The organism is Pseudomonas sp. GW456-12-1-14-TSB6, from assembly GCF_059424205.1.
This window is the reverse complement of sequence record NZ_JBWKZE010000031.1, coordinates 1-20,899: the sequence shown is the minus strand read 5'-3', so window position 1 is coordinate 20,899 and position 20,899 is coordinate 1. Positions and strand designations below refer to the sequence as shown.

General features: G+C 60.8%; 12 protein-coding genes and 2 pseudogenes. 10 read left to right on the top strand and 4 right to left on the bottom strand.

All coding sequences use genetic code 11. From position 1 onward, the window contains the following. Positions 1-10: 10 nt before the first annotated feature. Both AC07Y2_RS23660 and AC07Y2_RS23655 read right to left on the bottom strand, forming a co-directional pair. Positions 11-1,753 carry a potassium/proton antiporter gene (locus AC07Y2_RS23660; protein WP_103386974.1) on the bottom strand — a complete coding sequence of 581 codons (1,743 nt, stop codon included), beginning with the start codon at positions 1,751-1,753 and terminating at the stop codon, positions 11-13. Between the two features lie 262 nt (positions 1,754-2,015). Then, on the bottom strand, positions 2,016-3,641 hold the full coding sequence (locus tag AC07Y2_RS23655; protein ID WP_039766500.1) for a methyl-accepting chemotaxis protein: 1,626 nt from the start codon (positions 3,639-3,641) through the stop codon (positions 2,016-2,018). A gap of 279 nt (positions 3,642-3,920) precedes the next feature. Here AC07Y2_RS23655 and AC07Y2_RS23650 point away from each other — a divergent pair, with 279 nt between their 5' ends. From AC07Y2_RS23650 to AC07Y2_RS23635, 4 genes and pseudogenes are all read left to right on the top strand, one after another. Continuing rightward, positions 3,921-4,151, top strand: a complete 231-nt coding sequence (locus AC07Y2_RS23650) for a hypothetical protein (RefSeq protein WP_007952320.1) — start codon at positions 3,921-3,923, stop codon at positions 4,149-4,151. Continuing rightward, positions 4,148-4,450 carry a cell division protein ZapA gene (locus AC07Y2_RS23645; RefSeq protein ID WP_039766503.1) on the top strand — a complete coding sequence of 101 codons (303 nt, stop codon included), beginning with the start codon at positions 4,148-4,150 and terminating at the stop codon, positions 4,448-4,450. The genes AC07Y2_RS23650 and AC07Y2_RS23645 overlap by 4 nt, the downstream gene beginning before the upstream one ends. Positions 4,451-4,549: 99 nt before the next feature. Beyond that, positions 4,550-5,620 (top strand): annotated as a pseudogene (locus AC07Y2_RS23640) (cache domain-containing protein); the annotation flags it as partial. A gap of 21 nt (positions 5,621-5,641) precedes the next feature. Further along, complete coding sequence (locus AC07Y2_RS23635) at positions 5,642-6,487, top strand: methyl-accepting chemotaxis protein (protein ID WP_490843120.1); 846 nt, start codon at positions 5,642-5,644, stop codon at positions 6,485-6,487. Positions 6,488-6,631: 144 nt separating this feature from the next. On the opposite strand, the gene AC07Y2_RS23630 is transcribed toward AC07Y2_RS23635, so the two are convergent. Beyond that, positions 6,632-8,434, bottom strand: a complete 1,803-nt coding sequence (locus AC07Y2_RS23630) for an acyl-CoA dehydrogenase (protein ID WP_039766509.1) — start codon at positions 8,432-8,434, stop codon at positions 6,632-6,634. Positions 8,435-8,712: 278 nt separating this feature from the next. Continuing rightward, entirely contained in the window at positions 8,713-12,666 is a 3,954-nt protein-coding gene (gene putA, locus AC07Y2_RS23625; protein ID WP_103386977.1) for a trifunctional transcriptional regulator/proline dehydrogenase/L-glutamate gamma-semialdehyde dehydrogenase, read from the bottom strand. Between the two features lie 456 nt (positions 12,667-13,122). Between putA and putP the strand changes: the two genes are divergently transcribed. The 6 genes and pseudogenes from putP (at position 13,123) to AC07Y2_RS23595 (ending at position 20,765) form a co-directional block, all read left to right on the top strand. Continuing rightward, complete coding sequence (gene putP, locus AC07Y2_RS23620) at positions 13,123-14,607, top strand: sodium/proline symporter PutP (RefSeq protein ID WP_085667704.1); 1,485 nt, start codon at positions 13,123-13,125, stop codon at positions 14,605-14,607. Between the two features lie 228 nt (positions 14,608-14,835). Beyond that, positions 14,836-16,842, top strand: a pseudogene (locus tag AC07Y2_RS23615) (type VI secretion system Vgr family protein); the annotation flags it as partial. Positions 16,843-17,894: 1,052 nt separating this feature from the next. Then, positions 17,895-18,284: a hypothetical protein gene (locus AC07Y2_RS23610; RefSeq protein WP_074689598.1), complete on the top strand. Its 390-nt coding sequence runs from the start codon at positions 17,895-17,897 to the stop codon at positions 18,282-18,284. Between the two features lie 6 nt (positions 18,285-18,290). After that, positions 18,291-19,034 carry a DUF4123 domain-containing protein gene (locus AC07Y2_RS23605; protein ID WP_408980486.1) on the top strand — a complete coding sequence of 248 codons (744 nt, stop codon included), beginning with the start codon at positions 18,291-18,293 and terminating at the stop codon, positions 19,032-19,034. 331 nt (positions 19,035-19,365) lie between these two features. Continuing rightward, entirely contained in the window at positions 19,366-19,686 is a 321-nt protein-coding gene (locus tag AC07Y2_RS23600) for a hypothetical protein (RefSeq protein ID WP_074689599.1), read from the top strand. A gap of 239 nt (positions 19,687-19,925) precedes the next feature. Beyond that, positions 19,926-20,765 (top strand): 23S rRNA (adenine(2030)-N(6))-methyltransferase RlmJ, encoded by an 840-nt coding sequence (locus AC07Y2_RS23595; RefSeq protein ID WP_074689600.1) that lies wholly within the window; start codon positions 19,926-19,928, stop codon positions 20,763-20,765. The last annotated feature ends 134 nt before the right edge of the window (positions 20,766-20,899 follow it).

Here is a 20,899-nt window from a genome sequence, read left to right as displayed (position 1 = left end):
TGGACGCAGTTTAGAGGAAGAGTCCGGGGCCCGGGCGACTTCCTTCGGGGAATCTGACGCCCACTTTGGCGATCTTGTTCCCGTCCATGACCGCAACCGTCCAGTGGGTGTTGTTCCATTCCACCTGGTCGCCAACGATTGGCGCACCGCCGACTTTCTGGGCAATGAAGTGGCCCAGGGTCATGTCCGGATCGATGCCTTCGGCGGGCAGGCCGTACAGGGCGGCAACCGCTTTGAGCTGGGCGTCTCCTTCGAGTACGAAGTCGCCGAAGAAGCGCAGATCGAGGCCGCGTTGCGGCGCCTGGCTGAACAGTTTTCCGAGGGCCGGAAGGTTGTGTTCATGGCCGATAACACACAGCAAATCATCGACTTCCAGCACCGTACTACCCGACGGATGGAGCAGTTGCTGACCGCGAAACAGCGCAGCGATACGGGTGCCTTCGGGCATTTTCAGTTCGCGCAGGGGCGAACCGATGCACCATTTTTCCGCGCCGAGCTTGTAGACGAACAGCTCCCACTCGCTGGTGACGTGGACTTCGAGGGCCGCGCGGGAGATCGGCGCCGGCTCCGGCGGGACCGTCACCTTGAGCAGCTTGGCCACCCACGGCAGGCTCGTGCCCTGCACCAGCAGCGACACCAGCACGATAAAGAAGGCGAGGTTGAAATACAGCTGCGCATTCGGCAGCCCGGCCATCAGCGGGAACACCGCCAGAATGATCGGTACCGCGCCACGCAGGCCGACCCAGGAAATGAAGGCTTTCTCGCGGCCGTGGAAGGCCTTGAATGGCAGCAGCCCGACCAGCACCGACAGCGGCCGTGCGAACAGGATCATCCACAGCGCCAGACCCAGCGCCGGCACGGCGATCGGCAGCAAATCATGCGGAGTGACCAGCAAACCCAGCACCAGGAACATGCCGATCTGCGCCAGCCACGCCATGCCGTCGAGCATGTGCAGGATGCCGTGACGGCTGCGCACCGGGCGGTTGCCGATCACCAGACCGCACAGGTACACGGCGAGGAAGCCGCTGCCGTGCAGGGCGTTGGTCAGGGCGAACACCACCAGACCGCCGGCGATCACCAGAATCGGATACAGGCCGGCGGCGAGATTGATCCGGTTGACCAGTTGCAGCATCAGCCAGCCACCGCCCAGACCGATCACACCGCCAATGCCGAACTCGCGGATCAGGTGGGTCAACAGGCTCCAGTGCAGGCCGGTCTGGCCGCTGGCGAGCATGTCGATCAGGGTCACGGTGAGGAACACCGCCATCGGGTCGTTGCTGCCGGATTCGATTTCCAGGCTGGCGGTCACCCGTTCGTTCAGGCCCTTGCCACCGAGCAGCGAGAACACCGCCGCGGCGTCCGTGGAACCGACGATGGCGCCGATCAGCAGGCCTTGAATCAGATTGAGGTCGAACAGCCAGGCGGCGGCCATGCCGGTGAGGCCGGTGGTGATAAGGACGCCGACCGTGGCCAGCGACAAGGCCGGCCACAGGGCCACGCGGAAACTGGACACCCGGGTGCGCAAGCCACCGTCGAGCAGGATCACTGCCAGTGCGAGGTTGCCGACCAGATAGGCCGTCGGGTAGTTATCGAAAATGATGCCGCCGCCATCGACCCCGGCACTCATGCCGACCGCGAGAATGATCACCAGAATCGGGATGCCGAGACGGGAAGACAGGGAGCTGACAAGAATGCTTGCGCCTACCAGCAACGCGCCGATCAAGAACAGGCTGTTGATGGTCGTCGCATTCAAAGGCAGTACTCCAGAAGCGGAAAGACGGGCACAAACTGACCATGCAGTCTGCGTGCCAGCGATTCTAACCTGTTGAAATGTGATGCTGTCAAAAAGCTTTTGCACCAGAGGAGGCGATCGTTCCCACGCTCCGCGTGGGAATGCCTCAATGGACGCTCTGCGTCCGCTTTTGGGACGCGGAGCGTCCCGGGCTGCATTCCCACGCGGAGCGTGGGAACGATCAACCTCTCGATGTGAGAATGATCAAAAGGGGGCTTCTATCTCAGAGGCTAAACCGCCCAACCATATTGTTCAGATCCAGCGCCAGGCGCGACAGCTCGTTACTCGCCGCACTGGTCTGATTCGCTCCGGTCGCCGATTGCACCGACAGATCGCGGATGTTCACCAGATTGCGATCCACTTCCCGCGCCACTTGCGCCTGCTCTTCAGCGGCGCTGGCGATCACCAGGTTGCGCTCGTTGATTTCGACGATGGCCGTGTTGATGGTGTCCAGCGACAGACCGGCGCCACGGGCGATGTTCAGGGTCGACTCTGCACGCTCGGTGCTGTTGCGCATCGAATCCACGGCGTGTTCGGTGCCGCTCTGGATGCTGCCGATCATGCGCTCGATTTCGCTGGTCGATTGCTGAGTGCGGTGCGCCAGTGCACGGACTTCGTCAGCCACCACGGCAAAACCACGACCGGCTTCACCGGCACGGGCGGCTTCGATGGCGGCGTTGAGCGCGAGCAGGTTGGTCTGGTCAGCCAGGCCACGGATCACGTCCAGCACCTTGCCGATGTCGCGGGATTCGTTGGCCAGATCGCCGATCAGGGTCGCAGTGCTCTGCACGTCGGCGCTCATGCGTTCGATGGCGCTGACGGTTTCCTGCACCAGGTCGCGGCCGTCTCCGGCGGAGGTGGTGGCGTTCTTCGAGGCTTCCGAGGTGCTGACCGCGTTGCGCGCGACTTCTTCCACGGCGCTGGTCATCTCGTTGACCGCGGTGGCAGCCTGTTCGATTTCGTTGTTCTGCTGGGTCAGCCCACGGGCGCTTTCGTCGGTGACGCTGTTCAGCTCTTCGGCGGCGGAGGCCAGTTGGGTGGCCGAGCCGGAAATCCGCTGTAGGGTGTCGCGCAGCTTCGACTGCATCTTGGCCATGGCCGCCAGCAGGCGTCCGGCTTCGTCGGTACCATCCACGTGGATCGGCTGGGTCAGGTTGCCCTCGGCGATGGTTTCCGCTGCATCCAGTGCCTTGGCGATTGGCTTGGTGATGCTGCTGGTCAGCAACCAGGCGAACAGCAAGGTCAGGCCGGTGGCGATCACCAGCAGGGTCACCACCAGATTGAACGACATCGAATACTGATCAGTGGCGCCCTGATTGGTCTCGGCGATCTGTTGGGTGTTGATCTCCAGCAAACGTGCGAGGGCGGTATTCACCGCTTCGGAGTTGGCGAGCAAATCGGTGTTGAGCATCTGCCGCAATTCGTCGACCTGATTGTTGCGCGACAGAGTCTTCATCCGGTCTTCGAGTTGACGGTACTGCGCCAGCAACTGCACGTACTGATCGTAAGCGGCGCGTTCTTGCGGGCCATCGATCAGCGGCTCGTAGGCGCGTTGCGCGTCGGCGATCTGCCGGTTGCGCAAATCGAACAGTTCGATGGTTTTTTGCTGGACGTCTGGCTCTCGGTTGATCAGCAACCGATACGACAGCACGCGCAGGCGCAGGGTCAACTGGGTGAATTCGTCGAGGGCCTTGATCGAAGGCACGCTGGCGGTGGCGATGTCTTCGCCTGCTGCGCGGATCTTGCTCATCTGATTCAGGGCGAACACGCCGAGAATCAGCATCAGGCCGCCGATCAGGGCGAAACCGGTGAACGCCCGGGGGGCGATGTTCATATTGCGAAGGGACATGGAGGCGGATACCAGGGAAGGGCCGCATCCGTGCGGGCTGAGACTGCTGTTGGGTGACTTATCGGTCATACGACTAAAGTCTTGAGGCGGTGTGCGTATTTGTCGCACGGGGCGTCGGGCGACGAAGTGCAGGAACCAGATCGGCAGATCACAGTCTCTAACACTCGCAAGAACGGTCGGCCGCCAGGAAAATCAAGGCCTTGCGCCGGTTTAACCCTGGCGTCAACGATGACTTTTCTTTATCGTACGCGCCCTTTGAAAAAGCCCTGGAAGATCAAAATGTTGGAAGCATCCCTCAGCCAATTGGAACAGCTCGTCAGCGACCTGGTGCAACAGAACCAGACCCTGTCGGAAACCAACCAGACCCTGTCCACGGAACTGGCCCAGGCCAAGGATGAAAACGAAAGCCTGCAACTGAGCCTGATGGAACAGGAAGAAAAGCACGGCGCCACCGCCGCGCGCATCCAGGCCCTGGTTGATCGCGTCAACGCAGGTCCTGTCAGCGCATGAACCACGGCACAGCAGGGGTAAAAGTCATCTCCATCATGGGGGAGGACTATTCGATCAAGGCACCGGCCGGGGAAGAACAGACCCTGCTGGACGCTGCGTTGATGCTCAAGGCCGCACTGGCCGACACCAAGAAGAAATACCCGACCCTGATCGGCGACCGCCTGCTGGTGCTGGCGGCGATGAATCTGTGCTCGCAGCAGATTGAAATGAAGAAGCAGCACCAGCAGGAACTCGAGCGTTACCAAGAGCAAGTCAGCGCCACGGTCGAGACCATCGCCAAGACCATCAATCAGGGTTGATGGGTTGCGCACAACCAAAGAATAAGATTGTCGATTGCGCTGTATACAATAGGCACGGCTGTTGCAGTGTTTCAGCCTCTTATTCTTTGGGGGTGCTCCATGCAGTTCTGGCGTCGCAGTATTCAATGGCAACTGATCCTCGGTATGGGCACCGCCCTGCTGGTCAGCATTCTGATCGTGGTTGGCATTTATACCCTGGTGGTCAACCGCCTCGCCCAGAGCTATCTGGTCGAACAGGCGCTGCCGTCGAGCATCGAAGCGACGCGCAACGACATCGAACGAATCCTCGTTCAACCCCTCACCGCTGCTAAAGACATCGCCAGTAACACCATGGTCCGCGACTGGCTGGCCAACGGTGAAGACTCCGGCAAAACGGCAGGCTTTGCGCAGTATCTGGAAGGCATCCGCGCCGAACACAAGGCGTTCACTGCGCTGATCATCGGTACTGAATCCAATCACTACATCACCGAAAAAGGCCTGGATCGCACCCTGAGTCGCGACAAACCGGCCGATGCGTGGTTTTACTCTTTCCTCGACAGCAATCAGCCGCGAACCCTGAACATCGACAACGACGGGGCCACCGGAGAGCTGGCGCTGTTCATCGATTTGAAGGTGGAGCAGGCCGGCAAAGTGGTCGGCGTCGCGGGGCTCGGGCTGAGCATGAAAGAGCTGTCGGAGCTGATCCACAACTTCAGCTTCGGTGAGCGCGGCAAGGTCTATCTCGTGCGTTCCGACGGCTTGATCCAGGTCCATCCCGAGGCGCAGTTCAGCGGCAAGCGCACCTTGAGCGAGCAGATCGGCACCTCGGCAGCACAAGCGGTCATGGGCCATAAAGCGGCTAGCAACAGCAGTTTCCAGCGCGACGGCGAAGATTTCCTCGCCTTCAGCCTGCCCCTGCGCGACCTCGGCTGGACCCTGGTGGCCGAAGTGCCGCAGTCGCAGATCTACGCCGAAGCCCGCCGGGCGATGTGGATGAGCAGCGGCATCGGCCTGGTGGTGGCGCTGGTTTGCCTGGCGCTGGTGATCTGGCTGGCTCAGGGATTGGTGCGACCGATTCGTCAGGTAACAGCGGCGCTGGTAGCAATCGGTAGCGGTGGTGGAGATTTGACCCATCGGTTAGATTCCAGCCGCGCCGATGAACTGGGCGACCTTGCGCGGGGCTTCAACCGTTTCCTCGACAGCCAGCGCGGGATGATCGGCGAAGTGCTGACCACCAGTGAACGCCTGCGTGTCGCGGTCGGCCAGGTGGCCAGGGTTGTGGATAACACCGCCGAACGCTCCGGTCGCCAGCAGGAAATGACCGACATGGTCGCCACTGCCGTCCACGAAATGGGCCTGACCGTGCAGGAGATCGCCCAGAACGCCGGCAACGCCGCGCTCGCCTCGCAAACCGCCCGCGATGAAGCGCTGCAGGCGCGGGAAGTGGTCGGCGGTTCGATTCGCCATATCGAAAGCATGTCCGATGAAATTGGCGTCGCGGCCGGCGCGGTGGGTGAGTTGGCGCATCAGGTGGCGTCGATCGATCAGGTGCTGGCGGTGATTCGCGGGGTGTCCGAGCAGACCAATCTGCTGGCGCTGAACGCGGCGATTGAAGCGGCGCGGGCCGGGGACATGGGGCGTGGTTTTGCAGTGGTGGCCGACGAGGTGCGGACATTGGCGCGCCGGACTCAGGCGTCTACCGACGAAATTCAGCAGATGATCGGCAGCCTCAAGCAGGGGGCGGAGAATGCGGTGTCGTCGATGCGCACCGGGCAGGCCGCGACGGGCACCGGAGTCGAATCGAGCCAGCGTACCGGGGCGTCTTTGACTGCGATTACCGGGCAGGTCGAGCGCATCAGCGACATGAACCATCAGGTGGCGACGGCGACTGAGGAACAGTCGGCGGTGACCGAGGAGATCAACCGCAACGTGCAGGGCATTTCCGATCTGGCCCGGGCGACGGCGGGGGAGGTCCGCGCCTGTCGTGAGGATTGTCAGATGTTGCAGCGGCTGGCGGATGATCTGGCGCGGCAGATGGGTGGGTTCAAGTTGAGCTGACTGATCGTTCCCTGTCGAGGCACCGATCGTTCCCATGCTCCGCGTGGGAATGCCTCCTGTGACGCTCTGCGTCACGATCTCAAAGGGACGCGGAGCGTCCCGGGCTGCATTCCCACGCAGAGCGTGGGAACGATCATTAAGAGGTCAGAACCACGCATCCTGCATTGCCAGACACGTATCATCCCGCGCCTCCAGCAACGCCAGTTCATGCTGGCACCCCGGCACTTCCCACGTCAGGAAATAACGCGCCGCCTGCAACTTGCCCTTATAGAAGTCGGCATCCGCCGCATTCCCTTTGGCCAACCCTTCCTCGGCGCGAATCGCCTGCTCCAGCCAGCGCCAGCCAATCACTGCATGCCCGAACACCTTCAGGTACAACGCCGAGTTCGCCAGACTGCTGTTGACCTTGCCCTGTGCCAGATCGGTCAGCAGACCGATGGTCACCGTCTGTAGGCGCGCCACCAGTTTCTCCAGCGGCTCACGCAGTGCGGTCAACGATTCGTACGCCACCGCGCGCTCGGCGGTGTCGGCAATCAGGCGAATCAACTGCTTGAGCCCGGCGCCACCGTTCTGCGCCAGTTTGCGTCCCAGCAAGTCCAGCGACTGAATGCCGTGGGTGCCTTCGTGGATCGGGTTCAAACGGTTGTCGCGGTAGTACTGCTCCACCGGGTATTCGCGGGTGTAACCGTGGCCGCCGAGAATCTGGATCGCCAGTTCGTTAGCCTTCAGGCAGAACTCGGACGGCCAGGATTTGACGATCGGTGTCAGCAAATCCAGTAGCTCGTGAGCCTGTTTGCGCTCGGCTTCGGTCTCAAGCGTGGTGGTGTCATCGAACAGTCGCGCCGCATACAGGCCTAGATCGAACGCACCTTCGACGTAGGATTTCTGCGTCAGCAGCATGCGTCTGACATCGGCGTGCTGAATGATCGCCACCGGCGCCGTCGTCGGATCCTTGCTGTCAGGCACACGGCCTTGTGGCCGTTCGCGAGCGTATTCCAGCGAGTACAGATAACCGGCATAACCAAGCATCACCGCGCCCATGCCGACGCCAATCCGCGCCTCGTTCATCATCTGGAACATGTAGCTCAAACCGTGATGCGGCTTGCCCACCAGATAGCCGACGCACTCGCCGTTATCGCCGAAGTTCAGCGCCGTTGACGTGGTGCCGCGCCAGCCCATCTTGTGGAACAGCCCGGCCAGCAACACGTCATTACGTTTGCCCAGACTGCCGTCATCGTTGACCAGAAACTTCGGCACGATAAACAGCGAAATGCCTTTCACCCCGGCCGGTGCGTCCGGCAGTTTGGCCAGCACCATGTGCACGATGTTTTCCGAGAGCGGGTGATCGCCGCCGGAAATGAAGATCTTGTTGCCCTTGAGGCGATAAGTGCCGTCGGACGCAGGCTCGGCGCGGGTACGAATATCCGACAGCGACGAGCCGGCGTGGGGCTCGGTCAGGGCCATGGTGCCGAAGAAGCGGCCGTCGATCATCGGTTGCAGGAAGCGCTGTTTCTGCTCTTCGGTGCCGAAGCTTTCGATCAGGTTGGCCGCGCCCATGGTCAGGAACGGATAGGAAGTCGACGCCGCGTTGGCCGATTGAAAGTGGGCAAAGCAGGCCTGGGACAACAGTGTAGGAAGTTGCATGCCGCCAGCGTCGAAACTGCGCGCCGCGTTGAGGAATCCGGCCTCGAGGAAGGCATCCACCGCCGGTTTCACCTCGGGAATAAGAATCGCCTGACCGTTCTCGTAGCGCGGTTCGTTCTCGTCGCCCTTGCGGTTGTGCGGCGCGAAGTACTTCTCGGCAATGTTGCGTGCCGTGCCGATGGCGGCATCGAAGGTTTCGCGATTGTGCTCGGCAAACCGCTCGCGCCGGGTCAGGCCCTCGGCATCGAGGACTTCGTACAGCTCGAAAGCCAGATTGCGGGAACTGAGCAGCGTCTCGGACATGGCGGCCTACCTTTTTTTGGAATGGGCCGAGTCTAGGCGTGCGAATAAAGGCTGAACAGGAAGATTGATAACGGTGATGGAGAGGCCAAAAAAATGGGCGCCGGTGAGGGCGCCCATTTCTATGTTCCTGTGCTGATCGTTCCCACGCTCTGCGTGGGAATGCCTCAAGGGACGCTCCGCGTTCCAGCCGCGCTGCCAACTTCAAGTCTGACACCGATGGGACGCGGAGCGTCCCGGGCTGCATTCCCACGCGGAGCGTGGGAACGATCTCGCGAGAGTCAGCCGATGGTCATCAGGCTGGCGTTACCGCCTGCTGCCGCGGTGTTGACGCTCAACGCGCGCTCGATCACCAGACGCTCCAGCGCAATGTTGGTCTCGCCCTGGGACAGGCCCTGAACCCCGACGATGGCGCCGGGACGCTTGGCAATCTGCTGGCAGACCGCACGCAACTGGTCGGAATGGCCGTGATGCAGAACCGCATCGAACACCACGTCGTCCTTGTTCCAGTCGGAAACCAGTTTGATCCGCGCCTGAATTTCCTTCGGCAGGCGTGCGAACAATGCCTTGCTGGTGTCGAATTCCGGCCAGACTGCCGAACCGCCTACAGCCAGTACCGCCGCGAGTTGGGTCAGCAGATCACCTTCGATGTCCGCCAGGCACAGCACGTGCTCGCGCGGCAGGATCGCGTAGCTGTTCTTCTCGCCGGTCGGGCCGGCCAGTACGCGAGTGATACCGCTTTGCGACTGCGCTGCGTACTGCACGCACAGAGTGCTCAGATCGGCGAACTTGTTGCTGTCGGCCCAGCCTTTCAGGGCGGTCAGCGGTTTGCTCATGGCGTCGCGCAGACGAACGTCCGGCGCCACGGCAGCATCACCGCGAGCGAAGGACTGTTCGATGGCATCGGTAGGACGCGTCGACAGCAGACGGTACAGGTACAGCGGGCCACCGGCTTTCGGGCCCGTACCCGACAAGCCTTCACCACCGAACGGCTGGACGCCGACCACCGCACCCACAATGTTGCGGTTGACGTAGACGTTACCGGCGTTGACGTTGTCGATCACCTTGGCGATGGTCTCGTCGATGCGGGTGTGCACGCCGAGGGTCAGGCCGTAACCGGAGGCGTTGATCTGGGCGATCAACTGGTCGATCTCTTTACGCTTGTAGCGCACCACGTGCAGCACCGGGCCGAAGATCTCGCGTTGCAGCTCGTCGAAGCTTTCCAGCTCGATCAGGGTCGGCATGACGAAGGTGCCGCGTTTGACTTCCTCGGTGTCGGCGATGGCCACCTGGTACACGTTGCGACCTTTGTCGCGCATGCCCTGGATGTGCTTCTCGATACCGGCCTTGGCTTCGGCGTCGATCACCGGGCCGATGTCCACGGACAGACGCTCCGGGTTGCCGAGACGGCTTTCAGCCATCGCGCCTTTGAGCATTTCGATGACGCGATCGGCGGAATCTTCCTGCAAGCACAGGACGCGCAGGGCCGAGCAACGCTGACCGGCGCTGTCGAAGGCCGACGACACCACGTCAATCACCACCTGTTCGGTCAGTGCCGAAGAGTCGACGATCATCGCGTTCTGGCCACCGGTTTCGGCGATCAGCGGGATTGGACGGCCCTGGTTGTCGAGGCGACCGGCGATGTTGCGTTGCAGCAGACGGGCGACTTCAGTGGAGCCGGTGAACATCACGCCTTTGACGCGCTCATCGCCCACCAGACCGGCGCCGACGGTTTCACCGCGACCCGGCAGCAGTTGCAGCACGCCTTCCGGAATCCCGGCTTCGAGCAGCAGGCGCACGGCTTGTGCGGCGACCAGCGGAGTCTGTTCGGCCGGTTTGGCCAGCACCGGGTTACCGGCGGCCAGTGCGGCGGCAACCTGACCGCTGAAGATCGCCAGCGGGAAGTTCCACGGGCTGATGCACACCACCGGGCCCAGTGGGCGGTGGGCGTCGTTGCTGAAATCGTTGCGTGCCTGCACCGCGTAATAACGCAGGAAGTCGACCGCTTCGCGGACTTCGGCGATGGCGTTGGCGAAGGTCTTGCCGGCTTCGCGGGCCAGCAGGCCCATCAGCGGCTGGATCTCGCCTTCCATCAGGTCAGCGGCACGTTCCAGAATCGCGGCACGTTCGGCCGGCGGGGTGGCCTGCCAGATCGGTGCGGCGTTGAGGGCGCATTGAATGGCGTTGTCGACGTCTTCGACGGTGGCTTCCTGCACGTGACCGACCACGTCACGCAGATCGGACGGGTTCAGCACCGGTGCCGGCGCTTCGTTGCTGGAGGCGCAACCGAGCATCGGCGCGGCTTTCCAGTTGTTGTGCGCAGTGGCCAGCAGGGCGCAGGACAGTGAGGCCAGACGATGTTCGTTGGCCATGTCGATGCCGGCGGAGTTGGCGCGCTCGGAACCATACAGGTCACGCGGCAGCGGAATGCGCGGGTGCGGCAGGCCGAAACCACCTTCCACGGTTGCCATCTGCTCGATCTGCGCAACTGGATCGGCCACCAGTTCCTGAATCGAAATCGACTGGTCGGCGATGCGGTTGACGAACGAGGTGTTGGCGCCGTTTTCCAGCAGACGACGTACGAGGTACGCCAGCAGGGTTTCGTGGGTGCCGACCGGAGCGTACACGCGGCACGGACGGTTCAGCTTGCCTTCGGAAACTTTGCCTACAACCTGCTCGTACAACGGTTCGCCCATGCCGTGCAGGCATTGGAATTCGTACTGGCCCGGGTAATAGTTCTGACCGGCAATGTGATAAATCGCCGACAGGGTGTGGGCGTTGTGCGTAGCGAACTGCGGGTAGATGACTTCCGGCACCGACAGCAGTTTACGGGCGCAGGCGATGTAGGAAACGTCGGTGTACACCTTGCGGGTGTAGACCGGATAGCCTTCCAGGCCTTCGACCTGGGCACGCTTGATTTCGCTGTCCCAGTACGCGCCTTTCACCAGGCGGATCATCAGGCGATGACGGCTGCGGCGAGCGAGGTCGATCACGTAGTCGATCACGTACGGGCAGCGCTTCTGGTAAGCCTGGATCACGAAACCGATGCCGTTCCAGCCGGTCAGTTGCGGCTCGAAGCACAGGCGCTCGAGCAGATCCAGCGACAGCTCCAGGCGGTCAGCTTCTTCGGCGTCGATGTTCAGGCCGATGTCGTATTGCTTGGCCAGCAGTGTCAGCGACAGCAGGCGCGGGTACAGCTCGTCCATCACGCGCTCGTACTGGGCACGGCTATAACGCGGGTGCAGGGCCGACAGTTTGATCGAGATGCCCGGGCCTTCATAAATCCCACGGCCGTGGGACGCTTTGCCGATCGAGTGAATGGCTTGTTCGTACGAGGCCAGGTACTTCTGGGCGTCGTGTTCGGTCAGCGCCGCTTCACCAAGCATGTCGTAGGAATAACGGAAGCCCTTGGCTTCGAACTTGCTCGCATTGGCCAGGGCCTCGGCGATGGTTTCGCCGGTGACGAACTGCTCGCCCATCAGGCGCATGGCCATGTCGACGCCCTTGCGGATCATCGGCTCGCCGCTCTTGCCGATGATGCGGCTCAGGGACGAAGTCAGGCCGGCTTCGTTGTGGGTGGATACCAGTTTGCCGGTCAGCAGCAGGCCCCAGGTCGCAGCGTTGACGAACAGCGACGGGCTGTTGCCCAAGTGCGGCTGCCAGTTGCCGGTGCTGATCTTGTCGCGGATCAGCGCATCGCGAGTGCCTTTGTCCGGGATCCGCAGCAGCGCTTCGGCCAGGCACATCAGCGCCACGCCTTCCTGGGACGACAGGGAAAATTCCTGCAGCAGGCCTTGAACAATGCCTGCACGACCGCCGGCACTCTTCTGGTTACGCAGTTTTTCCGCGATGGTCGCGGCGAGTTTGTTGGTGGCTTCGGCCATCGGCGCCGGCAGGCGCGCCTGCTCGATCAGCATCGGCACCACTTCCGGCTCGGGGCGACGGTAAGCGGCGGTGATCGAGGCGCGCAGCACCGATTGCGGCAGGATGCTTTCAGCAAATTCGAGGAAGCATTGGTGAGCGTGATCGGTGTGGACTTCACCTGCGTCGTCGGTGTCCTTGGCGGACAAACCGTTCAGCTCGGTCAGGGTTGCACCACCCTCGAGTTTTTCCAGGTAATTGAAAATTGCCTGCTTGATCAACCAGTGCGGTGTGCGATCAATCGAGGTTGCGGCGGCCTTCAGGCGCTCGCGGGTCGGGTCGTCAAGTTTGACCCCAAGGGTGGTGGTAGCCATATTTTTATCCTCATAGGTGCCGCAGTTGCGCGACAACAGCTGGCGGCAAGATTAGCCGCGAGCCGAAACAGGTGCAACCGGGTGCAACCCTTTTTTGTCGGAATATTCTGCAGCTCGTCAGGAAATAATTTCTGGTACGAAAGTGCTGCTCTTGCTTGGTGCTTTTGCTTATAGAAAAGCGTTGTCACTGCGTTAAAAGGGAGCAAAAAGCCACTTCCGTAGGATAAATCCGACTGGGTGCAACTAATTCTCAAGAAACTGGTTGCACCTGTTTTGCTTTGTTGCATAGGATTCGCGCCCAAGGTGCAACCGGGGAAACCCGACGCACCGGCCAATGGCTTTCCTGGGGAAACATTGGTCATAAATGCGCGGCCGTGCGAATCGTCTGTCAGGCATCAGTCTGCAAACGGTGCAACCGCCGCCGCTACATAAAAACAAAGCCAGGGCACGTACGTAATGAGCGCAAGCAATCCAACCCTGATCACGTTCGTGATCTACATCGCAGCAATGGTGCTGATCGGCTTCATGGCCTATCGCTCCACCAACAACCTTTCTGACTACATTCTGGGTGGCCGCAGCCTGGGCAGCGTGGTAACGGCATTGTCCGCCGGCGCTTCCGACATGAGCGGCTGGTTGCTGATGGGCCTGCCGGGCGCCATCTACATGTCCGGCCTGTCCGAAAGCTGGATCGCCATCGGCTTGATCGTCGGTGCCTACCTGAACTGGCTGTTCGTCGCCGGCCGTCTGCGTGTTCAAACCGAGCACAACGGCGATGCGCTGACCCTGCCGGACTACTTCTCCAGCCGTTTCGAAGACAAAAGCGGTCTGCTGCGCGTCATTTCGGCGGTGGTGATTCTGGTGTTCTTCACCATTTATTGCGCTTCCGGCATCGTGGCCGGTGCCCGCCTGTTCGAAAGCACCTTCGGTATGTCCTACGAGACCGCGTTGTGGGCCGGTGCTGCGGCGACGATTGCCTACACCTTCGTCGGCGGTTTCCTCGCGGTGAGCTGGACCGATACCGTACAAGCCACCCTGATGATCTTCGCCCTGCTGCTGACGCCGATCATCGTGCTGCTGGCTACCGGCGGCGTCGACACCACGTTCCTGGCCATCGAAGCACAGGACCCGAGCAACTTCGACATGCTCAAAGGCACCACTTTCATCGGCATCATCTCGCTGATGGGTTGGGGTCTGGGCTACTTCGGCCAGCCGCACATCCTGGCGCGCTTCATGGCTGCTGATTCGGTGAAATCGATCGCCAACGCCCGTCGCATCTCCATGACCTGGATGATCCTGTGCCTGGGCGGCACCGTGGCCGTGGGCTTCTTCGGTATCGCCTACTTCTCGGCGCACCCGGAAGTCGCGGGTCCAGTGACCGAGAACCACGAGCGTGTGTTCATCGAACTGGCGAAGCTGCTGTTCAACCCGTGGATCGCCGGTGTACTGCTGTCGGCCATTCTGGCTGCCGTGATGAGCACCCTGAGCTGCCAGTTGCTGGTGTGCTCGAGCGCCCTGACCGAAGACTTCTACAAGGCTTTCCTGCGCAAGAACGCTTCGCAGGTTGAGCTGGTCTGGGTCGGTCGTGCCATGGTGTTGCTGGTTGCACTGATCGCCATCGCGATGGCCGCCAACCCGGACAACCGTGTGCTGGGTCTGGTGTCCTACGCCTGGGCCGGTTTCGGTGCAGCGTTCGGTCCTGTGGTGCTGATCTCGGTGATCTGGAAGAAGATGACCCGTGACGGCGCTCTGGCCGGCATCCTGGTCGGCGCGATCACCGTGATCGTGTGGAAGCATTTCGAGCTGCTGGGTCTGTACGAAATCATCCCGGGCTTCATCTTCGCCAGCCTGGCGATCTACCTGGTCAGCCTGATGGGCCAGCCGAGCGCCGGCATGGTTCAGCGCTTTGAAGCGGCCGAGAAGGATTTCCATCTGAACAAGTGATGGGAATGAGCTGAGGCTCACAAGAAAACGGCCCGCTTCCTGCCAGGAAGCGGGCCGTTTTTTATTGCCTGCGATTTTTCTGAAGGCAGAGTCTGTAGTCGAATGCGCTGATTCTTGAAGGGGAGATCGAAGTTTCAAGTAGGGAAAATCTGATTTTTCAGTCACCCAACCTGCACCCCTTGCCCCTCATGCAGAATCGCCCGCCCTCAATCTGCAGAGAGACATCGGATGTTCGCGCCTGCCAATCAACCGCGTTTCACGTTGACCGTCGAAGGCGCCCAGTTTGACCTCAAAGTCCTTGAGTTCACGGGCAAGGAAGCCATCAGCCAACCTTTCCGCTTTGACCTGGAACTGGTCAGTGAGCGGCCGGACCTGGATCTGGAAAGCCTGCTGCACTGTCAGGCTTTTCTGAGTTTTGATGAAGACGGTTCCGGTATCCACGGTCAGATCTATCGGGTCGGGCAGGGGGATTCCGGCAAGCGTCTGACCCGCTATCACGTCAGTCTTGTTCCGCGTCTGGCCTATCTGGGTCACCGGATCAATCAGCGAATCTTCCAGCACCAAAGCGTGCCGCAGATCGTTACGCAGATCCTCAAGGATCACGCGATCCTGCGCGATGCCTTCGAATTTCGCCTCGGCAGCGATTACCCGTCGCGTGAGTATTGCGTGCAGTACGCCGAGAGCGATCTGGCGTTCATCCAGCGGCTGTGTGCCGAAGTCGGCATTCATTTCCATTTTCAGCACAGCCCGGACGGGCATCTGCTGGTGTTCGGCGATGACCAAACGGTGTTCCCGCGTCTGGCCGAGCCGACGCTGTACCTGCCGGGCAGTGGCATGGCTGCGGCGGCGCCGGCGATCAAGCGCTTCACCGTTCGAGTGGAAACCCGCACCAGCGTGGTCACCCGGCGTGATTACGACTTCACCAAACCCCGGCTGGCGCTGCAAAGTCGCGCCGAAAGCGAGCAGCGCCCGGTGCTGGAGGATTACCACTTTCCCGGCCAGTTCACCGAGCGCGAAACCGGCAAGCAACTGGCCCAGCGCACCCTTGAGCGGCATGTCGCCGACTATCGTCAGGCCGAGGGCCGCAGCGATCAATCTGCCTTGGTCAGTGGACATTTCCTGCAACTGACCGAGCATCCGCGCCAGGATTTGAACGACCTCTGGCTGCTGACCTCTCTCGAACACCATGGCCGACAGCCGCAAGTGCTGGAGGAATCGGTCACCAGCGACGGTGATGAATTCCAGGGTTACCGTAATACCTTTCTCGCCACGCCGTGGGACGTGTTCTTCCGCCCGCCGATGGGCCCGGAAAAACCACGGATGCTCGGCTATCAACCGGCCGTGGTCACCGGCCCGAAAGACAGTGAAATCCATTGCGACGAGTATGGCCGGGTCAAGGTGCAACTGGCCTGGGATCGCGACGGTGAGCTCAATGAGCATTCCAGCTGCTGGCTGCGGGTCGCCAGCGGCTGGGCCCACGACCGTTATGGCAGCGTGCTGATACCGCGGGTCGGCATGGAAGTGCTGGTGGGGTTCATCGATTCCGATGCCGACAAACCGCTGGTCATGGGTTGCCTGCCGAACGCAGCGACGCCGGTGCCGCTGGATCTGCCGGCCGACAAGACCCGCAGTATTTTCCGCAGTCAGAGCAGTCCCGGCGGCGGGGGCTACAACGAATTACGCATCGAGGATCGCAAAGGCGCCGAGGAAATCTACCTGCGGGCCCAGCGAAACTGGACGCAGCATGTGTTGAATGATCAACAGGTGCAGGTGGATAACCAGCGCAGCGTTGTCGTCACCGGCCTCGCCAAACACGAGCTGAAAGCCGATGAGCAGCGCATCACCCACGGCCAGCGCCAGACCGAGGTGAGGCAGGACGACCACCTTACGGTGGCCGGCGACCGGCACATCCGCGTGAGCAATCAGGCGATCAACGCCAGTGCTCAATTCCACGTCAGCGCCGGTCAGCAAGTGGTGATCGACGGCGGCGCGAGCGCGACGATTCAGGCGGGCGGGCAGTGGATCAACATCGGCCCCGGCGGGATCTTCAGCAGCGTACCGATCGTTGTCGGTGGTGCGCCGATGGCGGCGATGAGTGCGGCGCCGACAGTGCCGGGGTTGCCGGAGAAACTGGTGGCGGCCCCGGCTGCGATTCTGACTGCTGCGCAAATCATGAGCCTGAAAGGTGATGCGCCCTTCTGTGAAGAATGCGAGCGCTGCAAGGACGGTGTGTGCCCAACTCCGACTCTGCCCCCGAGTAGCTTGACCGACTCCCCAAAGCCCTCGGCCCGGCCGACGCCTTCCGGCGTTGAGCCGGGCTTTCATATTGTTGAACAGGGAATGTCTCGGGCAGCGCTTGAATCAACGTTGTTCCCGCAGCCGGATCCTGCCGTGCTGGATAAATTCCGCAGTCTTAATCCACAACTCACGCAATACGCAAAACCCGGTCAACTTATTGTCCTGAGTGATCCACGTAATACGCAGTGCACGCGCGAAGAAGCGTTGTTGATGGAGGCGGCGCAGAAGGTTGATGCGGCGCTGACGCCAATGAGTGATGCGGAGGCTGAGTTTATGGTTCGACATCACGGTGAGATTCAGTCGTTTTTATCTCAGGGTTCGACGGCCGTGGGGATCGGCTCGGCGATGTTCAGTAATCATCTGGACAATCTTGGCAAGACGCTGGCAGAGCTGGAGATACTGCATAAGCAAACCTTTGATAAACACGGAAAGCTTCAGGGCGCTGATTTCTTTTCCAAGCGCAAAAAGTTGATGGCGCAGCTGGATGGCAGTCTTAGCCCGCTAGTGCGTAAAACGGCTGGTTTGCCCGATCATCCAAACCTGAAAAAAACGTTGGGTATTTCCAGCCGGAGTCTCGTTCACCATTGGAGCAAGGCTGGTATTGCGGGTGAGATTCCCGGATACGCAACGCATATTCAAGGCGTAAGTAAGGCCAGCAAGGTGATCAAGTTAGGTGGTTGGGTTGGGGTTGGTCTGGGGGCGACGGCTTCGGGGTTAAAGGTCAGGGAGACTTGCCGGCTAGGTACGGAGGAAGCTTGCAGGAAAGTGAAGTTCACCGAGACGGCGAAATTTGCCGGTGCATTTGGGGGAAGCCTCGGTGGTGGTATCGCGGGCTCTCTTGTATGCGTTGGCATTGGCCTGGGTACTGCAGGAACAGGTGGGGTGCTTTGCTCATTGGTTCTGGTCGGGGCTGGAACTTTTGGAGGGGGAGTGGGTGGCGAGATTTTGGGTGAAAAGGTTGGTGAGGTCATTTATGAGGGAGTCGGCACATGACGAAGGCTGATGAAATCTGGTTCGTTTTGACTTTTGGCGGAGTGTTCTTTGGTCTTGCTTTCATATCTGTTGTCGGTCAGGTCTATCTGGCTCTATTCAGAAAGGAGGCGATTTTTCGTTTTCTCAGTAATTCGCAAGGCGTGTCAGTGCGTAAGCCTCTGAGTGGTGGGGTTTTGGGTGCTTATTTCATGTTGGCGTGCATAGGCTCGTACCTGCTCCTGCCATCCCGGGCAATCAAGGGGGGGGCTTTGGATGGGAGTGACTTACTGAATTTTCCGAAGGGTTTGTTGCGTTTGATTCGCTTTGTGTATTTATCGGCATTTGGAAGTTTCGTAGTGATGGTTGTTTTTTTATTGGTTACGAACTTTATGGGGTGGATTGAATGAAATTGAATGACTGGCAGTTATAGGTTTATGAGAGACGATTCTGTTAGAAATTGGCTTCAAACCCACCCCCTTGACAGTGCTGAACAACTCTTCGCCATCTTCTGCAATGCGAGCATCGCCGAGCCGTTCAAAGTTTGGCAACGCTCGAAGTTTGCGTCGGCACCTAGCCCTGTTTGGGCGGATACGATCTATACCGAGTGGGATGCGGTGATGCCCTACGTGGGAATCGTCGACGCGGGCAGTGAGTTTCTGGATTGGGTGGCGACCACGGAGTCTCGCGACTGGAGTTGGCTGGCGGTTTCTTCGGCGGGGCTTGAGGCGGTGGTCGAGCACTTTCGCAGTTTGACCCAGGTGCTGATGCCGGACGGGAAAGCGGTGTTCTTCCGCTTTTGGGATGGGCGGTTTTTGTTGCCGATCCTTGAGTCGTCCGAGGTGGATGCCGGGCAATTGCTGCCGGTTCTCACGCGAGGCTTGATCAACGGTCAGGCCGTCGAGATCGGGGGCAGGGCGCGGGTCTCGGGTCGGGAGTTTCCCTGGTGGTCGGTGCCGGAAAAGCTGCTGGCGCAATTCGGTAGTGATGCCCGAATCAACAATGCCTTGCAGTGGTTGAGCGAGGAACAACCGGCGTTGTTCGAGGCGCTTCCCGCCGATGTCTTGCGCTGCAAGGTTGTCAGGTTTTTTGCGGTTTCAGCGTCGGACGAATCGTCGGCTTCGGCATTGCTGGACTACTTGCGGGACGAGTCAGAGTGAAATTTCCGGGCAAAGGCTTCGGACGTTTCCTGCGAGTTGCGGCGGTTTGCGTGAACTGGTGGGCGAGGTGGTGCGGGGATAGTCTTTGGTTGTCTCCGCAAGTGTGGAGACAGGGCGTAGGAGCCCTGATTTCAGAGCAGTGCATAAGCGTCGTTGCCCGATTTGCGGCAGTCTTCGCTCGACCGTAAGATCTTTTGCGGCGGTTATGCGCGGGCACGCTTCGGCGTGGCTGAGTGCTCTGGTCTCAGTCCTCCTACCCCGCGCATGGCTGCCACCCAATCCTGTAGGAGGGAAACGGTGTGCGCCTCTTTCACTACCAGAGGATTAAACAATGAGCACGCTTCATCCAGATCCACCCTACGAACCCTTCATCCCCCACCCCGACAACCGCCTCATGGCGCTGACCAGCAACTGCAACGACATGCCCACCCTGTTCATCGACACCCACGCCCCGCTCGACATCCTGATGGACGCCGCCAACTACCGCATCCGCGCCGTGATTCAGGTCCTGGAAAACATGTGCATGCGCGGCTCGGTCGAGTGCGACTCGGTCATCCTCAGCGACTTCGCCCAACTCTGCGTAATTCCGCTGCGTGACGGCTGTGATGTCTTGGATGTGATTGGCAAACGCCTACACGCCATACCGTCCTGACTCGATCGTTCCCACGTCGAGGCGTCAAACCGTCTACGTGGGAATGCCTCCAGGGATGCACCGCGTTCCAGGCGTCCACCGCAATTGGGGCTGATACCCCATGGACGCGGAGCGTCACGGGCTGCATTCCCACGCAGAGCGTGGGAACGATCATTAGTGCAGCGGCACGCCACTCAGCTGCGAGCCCCTGACTTGCCGCCCGGTAAAAGGTAAACTTCACGGCCCTCGCAGGAGCAGCCATGAATTATCGTCACGCCTTCCATGCCGGCAATCACGCCGATGTGTTCAAACACCTGACCTTGACCCGCCTCATCGCCCTGATGTCGCGCAAGGAGCAGCCGTTTGCCTATCTCGACAGCCACGCCGGCATCGGTCTGTATGACCTGCAGGGCGATCAGGCCAACCGTACCGGCGAGTACCTGGAAGGCATCGCGCGGTTGTGGGATCAGCCGGATCTGCCGGCGCTGACCGCCGACTATATGAAGGTGCTGCACGAGATGAACCCGGATGGCCAGTTGCGTTATTACCCGGGCTCGCCGGAGCTGGCGCGGCGTCTGACTCGTTCCCAGGATCGGGTGATGCTCAACGAGAAGCACCCCGAAGACGGCGTCCTGCTCAAGGACAACATGGCCGGTGATCGTCGGGTCAAAGTGCATCTGGGCGAGGGCTGGCATGTCGCCCGGGCGATGTTGCCGGTGCAGGAGAAACGCGCGGTGATGCTGATTGATCCGCCGTTCGAACAGCTCGATGAAATGCAGCGTTGTGCGGCGTCGATGAAAGAGGCCATCGGCCGGATGCGCCAGACCGTCGCGGCGATCTGGTATCCGGTGAAGGATCAGCGCGCACTGCGTCGTTTCTATCAGGATCTGGCCGGCACCGGTGCGCCGAAGCTGCTGCGGGTCGAGTTGCTGGTGCATCCACTGGATACGCCGAACAGCCTGAACGGCTCCGGACTGGCGATTGCCAATCCGCCGTGGGGGCTGGAGGAAGAATTGCGTGAGCTGCTGCCGTGGCTGTCCAGGAAACTTGGGCAGACCCAGGGTGGGTGGCAGATGGACTGGTTGATCGCCGAAAGCTGATCAACCGTCAATGATCGTTCCCACGTCGAGGCGTCGAACCGTCCGCGTGGGAATGCCTCAATGGACGCTCTGCGTCCGCTATTGGGACGCGGAGCGTCCCGGGCTGCATTACCACGCGGTGCGTGGGAACGATC